The 4438-nt window shown below is 64.2% G+C and carries 4 protein-coding genes; all 4 read left to right on the plus strand.

Annotated features, from left to right (window positions below):
- Positions 1 to 113: 113 nt before the first annotated feature.
- The 4 genes from PSV43_RS08600 to PSV43_RS08615 all read left to right on the plus strand — a co-directional run bounded on the left by PSV43_RS08600 (position 114) and on the right by PSV43_RS08615 (position 4376).
- A complete protein-coding gene (locus PSV43_RS08600) occupies positions 114 to 272 on the plus strand; it encodes a hypothetical protein (RefSeq protein WP_300195655.1) in 159 nt (52 codons plus the stop codon).
- 19 nt (positions 273 to 291) lie between these two features.
- Entirely contained in the window at positions 292 to 1230 is a 939-nt protein-coding gene (miaA, locus tag PSV43_RS08605; protein WP_300195657.1) for a tRNA (adenosine(37)-N6)-dimethylallyltransferase MiaA, read from the plus strand.
- On the plus strand, positions 1185 to 2285 hold the full coding sequence (aroB, locus tag PSV43_RS08610; protein WP_300195659.1) for a 3-dehydroquinate synthase: 1101 nt from the start codon (positions 1185 to 1187) through the stop codon (positions 2283 to 2285). Before miaA ends, aroB begins: the two co-directional genes overlap by 46 nt.
- A 255-nt stretch (positions 2286 to 2540) precedes the next feature.
- Positions 2541 to 4376: a VWA domain-containing protein gene (locus PSV43_RS08615; protein ID WP_300195661.1), complete on the plus strand. Its 1836-nt coding sequence runs from the start codon at positions 2541 to 2543 to the stop codon at positions 4374 to 4376.
- The last annotated feature ends 62 nt before the right edge of the window (positions 4377 to 4438 follow it).

Raw genomic sequence — 4438 nt, forward strand, 5'->3', positions numbered from 1 at the left:
AGGACGAGAACGAGTAGGAGGACGAGGACGAGAACGAGTAGGAGGACGAGGACGAATCATCCCACCTCACTCCCCGCTTGAGCCTTTCCTCCTCTGCACTACGCTGCGCCACCATGAAAACCACCGCCGCATTCCTCATTGTCGCTGTTTTCTCCCTCGCTTCCTGCCGTAGCGGCGGCGGGCCTACGACCCGTGCGTGCTGTATGGTGGACTACGCCATTGACAAAACCGGCCAGGGCAGCGAGCACGTCGGCCATAGTTCGACACGCTGAGCAGCCCTCTGCGACCCCGATGCTTCCTGCCAGCACCTTCTTCATCACCGGGCCCACAGCCTCGGGCAAGTCCGCTTTGGCCATCGCCCTCGCGGAGCATGTGGGGGGCGAGATCGTGAATGCGGACGCCTTCCAGCTCTACGCGGGCATGGACCTCCTCACGGCCAAGCCGGCGCCTGCGGAGCTCGCACGCGTGCCGCACCACCTCTACGGCGTCATTCCCCTCACCGAAGCCTGCGATGCACAGCGCTACCACGCGCTGGCACTCCCTGTTATCCACGACATCGCCGCGCGTGGCCGCGTGCCCATCGTCGTCGGTGGCTCCGGGCTGTACCTCAAAGCTCTCACGCACGGCCTCTCTCCCCTGCCCGCTGCATCGCCGCAGATCCGGGCGCACTTCCAGCAACTCAGCCCCGGCGAGAAAGTCGTGTGGTTGATCCAGCGCGACCCCGAAGCCGCCACCACCGTGAACCTGCGCAATCCGCGCTACGTGGAGCGTGCGCTGGAGATCTGCCTGCTCACCGGCCAGCCGCAGTCCGGCCTGCGCCGCTCCTTTGAGCAAGCCGAGCCGCAGGTGAACGGCGTCATCTTCGTGTGGGACCGCGAGGCGCTGTACCGCCGCATCAATCAGCGCACGCTCGACATGTTTGCCGCAGGCATGGTCGAGGAAGTGGCCGCGCTGGGCCCGCTCTCCCCCACGGCAGAAAAGGCCATCGGCGTGCGTGAAGTGCACGAGCACCTCGCCGGGCGCGTATCGCTGCCGGAAACCATCGCCGCCATTCAGCAGTCCACCCGCCACTACGCCAAGCGCCAGATCACTTGGTTCCGGCGCGAGCGCTGCTTCCAAACGATTTGCCTCGATTCCGATCCGGCGGCAGAGTCCGCGCTTACTTATCTCCTCGAACTTTTTCCATGCCTCCGCCCGTCCAGCCCGTCAGCCCCGTCTTCGTCAATCTAGGTCCGCGCAGCTACCTAGTGCAGGTCGGGCGTGACCAGCTCAAAACGCTGGGTGAAGAGGTGAACAAGAAGCTGCCAGAGCGCACGATCTGCGCCGTGGTGACGGATTCCAATGTGGGCCCGCTCTATGCCGAGACCGTGCTGCAAAGCCTGCGCGATGCCGGCAAACAGCCCCACCTCATCACCGTGCCCGCCGGGGAGGCTTCCAAATCTCTCACCCAGAGCGAATACGTGCTCAGCCAGATGGTGAACTTCGGGCTGGATCGCAAGAGCTTCGTCGTCGCCCTCGGCGGCGGTGTCATTGGCGATCTCGCAGGCTTCTGCGCCTCCATTTATCAGCGCGGCATCCCCTACGTGCAGGTACCCACCACGGTGCTCTCCCAGGTGGACAGCTCCGTCGGCGGCAAGACCGGCGTGAACCTGCCGAACGCGAAAAACATGGTCGGCTGCTTTCATCAACCCGTCCACGTCATCGCGGATCTCGACACCCTCGGCTCCCTCTCCCCCCGCGAGTGGAACGAAGGCTTCGCGGAAATCATCAAGCACGCCTGCATTCGCGATGCGTCCATGTTCAAGGCCATCGAAGACGTCGCCGGAGGCGAAGGCGACATCGTGGAACTGATCCGCAGCAACATTGCGATCAAGGCGGCCATCGTTGAGGCGGATGAATACGAAACCCTCGGCTTGCGTGCGCTGCTCAATTTCGGCCACACCCTCGGTCACGCCATCGAGGCTGCTGCAGGCTACGGCAGGCTGCTGCATGGCGAGGCCATCAGCCTCGGCCTGCGTGCCGCCGCCTGGCTCTCCACCCAGATCTCCGACCTCACCGCAGACGACTACGAGCGCATCCTCACCCTGCTCCGCCTCTACGATCTCCCCCTGCGCCTGCCGGACGATCTCGACACCGAAGAGATCATGCGCATCGCCCGTACCGACAAAAAATACGAGAACGGCAAGATCCGCTTCGTCCTCCTCCGCAAGATCGGCGACGCGTACGTGAGCAAGGATGTCCTCGAAGAGCATCTGAAGCAGGCGCTGGATGAGCTGCGGAAGTGAGGGGGAGTTTGTCCTCAGTGGCAGTAGGATGGGTGTGGCGACAGCCCGCCCGTCTGCGAGCGTGGGATGACGCCACATAACTCGGTGCCGCCAAGAAGTCGGGCGGTTTGGCGAAGGGATAGGCAGGTGATTGCGAGTGCATCTCCGCCAAACACACCCAACCTACGACCCGAACCGGACACCCCTCAGCAACTCCTCATTTTTTCGCTTCTTTTTGCGCCTCTTTGCGGCCACTCTCCCGTCCGTCACTCCTGAATGCGCTTCCTATCTCCCAGCTACCTGCACCTCCTCTGGCTTGCGCTGATCCCGCTGCTGCTGTGGCTCTTCCGCCGGCAGGCGAAGCGGGTGCCAGTTTCCACGCTGCTGTTTTTCAAATCGCTCGCGCGTGAGCATCAGGAGTCCGCCTGGCTGCGCCGCATCAAGAAATGGCTCTCGCTGCTTCTCACACTGCTGGTGCTGCTCTTCGCCATCCTGGCGCTCGCACGACCCACGGGCAATCTCTCCGCCGACGCCATCAGCGCCGTGGTCATGGTGGTCGATTGCTCCGCCTCCATGGCCGCGCAGGACCTGCAGGGTCAGACCCGGCTTGACGCCGCCAAGGAGCGCGTGAAGCAGCGCATCCGCTCGCTGCCAGACCAGACTGTGGTATCTCTCATCGCCTTTGATGCGCGCTCCCGCGTGCTGCTTTCCCGCAGCCGCAACCACCGCGAGTGCCTGCGCCTGCTCGAAGAGCTCACACCAGCGCCGATCGAAGGCAAACCCGAAGCGGCATTGACCGTCGCCCAGCGCCTCGCGGATCTCGAAACCCACTCCCGCATCTGGATGGCAAGCGATTCCCAGCCACCTGCCGGCACCGCCGTCGATTGGATTCCCGCAGCTCTTAAGGAGCCGCTCAATGTGGGCCTCACCGGCTTTCAGATTCGCCACAGCCCGCTGGCGCGTGACCGCTATGAGGCCTTTGTGAAAGTCAGCGCATCCGCTGGCAACAAGAGCAAGACCACGACCACCCTCGAAGTCTCCATCTCCGGCCGCATCGCGCAGTTGCGCGAGCTTGATCTCGCCCCCGGCGAATCCAGCGCGCTGATCCTGCCCCTGGAAGGCGTGCGCGGTCAGCAGATGGAAATCCGCCTGAAGACCGCAGGCGACTGCTTCGACTGGGACGACGGCCTCGCCGCCCCACTGCCCAAGACGAAGCCTCTCATCGTCGCATGGTTTGCCGAGAAACCCGACCCCTTCACCGAACTCGCACTTTCAGCTCTCATCGAAAACGGCCGCATCGAAATGCGCAAAGGAGACCCAACGGCCTGGCCACCGAAAGAACAGCCTGACGTGTATGTGTTTGAGAACTGGCTGCCCAAGGAGTGGCCCACAGACCGCCCGGTGATCGCCCTCACTCCGCAAAGCAGTTCCGGCCCGCTGCAAGCCCGCGTCATCAAGAGCGTGCCGTATGACGGCGTGCGCTCCGTGCAGCCGGACCACCCCCTGCTCTTTCGCGCCAGCAGCCGCCGCATTGCCATCACCCAGACCACGCTGCTGACTCTGCCAGCCTCGATTGAGCCGCTGTGGATCGCCGGGAATGAAACCGTGCTCGCCGCCGGAGAGTCCAACGGCCAGCGCCTCGTCGTCACCGCGTTCTCCCCCGCCCAGTCAGAGCAGCTCGCCCTGCTGCCCTCCTTTCCCCTCATCCTCGGCAACGCCCTCTATTGGTGCGCAGAAAACAGCGAAGCCCTCACCGACACGCGCACCCTGCACACCGGCGAGATGCTGCACACGGACGCCCTTGTGCAATGGCACGCATGGAATGGCAGCGCCTTCATCGACGTCTCAGACGCCCCCGCGCACGGACTGCTCGCGCTCAATCGCATCGGCAGTTGGGAAACCGGCACCGACCGCAGCGGAGCCTGCGCCTTGATCTCCGCCGCTGAGACGAATCTACCTGCACTCGCCACCGATGCCGCGCATTCCACCCAGTCCGCCGCCCCCATCATCACCGCCTCCGCCTTCAGCACCTGGCCCAAGCGCCTGATCTGGCTCGCGCTCGCGCTGCTGCTCGCCGAGAGCTTTCTGTTTCATCGCAAAGCGGTGTATTGAGGCGCTGCGCACGTAGGATGGGTGTGGCGACAGCCCGCCCGTCTGCGAGCGTATCGCAAACA

This window comes from Prosthecobacter sp., assembly GCF_029946185.1.
GTDB lineage: Bacteria > Verrucomicrobiota > Verrucomicrobiia > Verrucomicrobiales > Verrucomicrobiaceae > Prosthecobacter.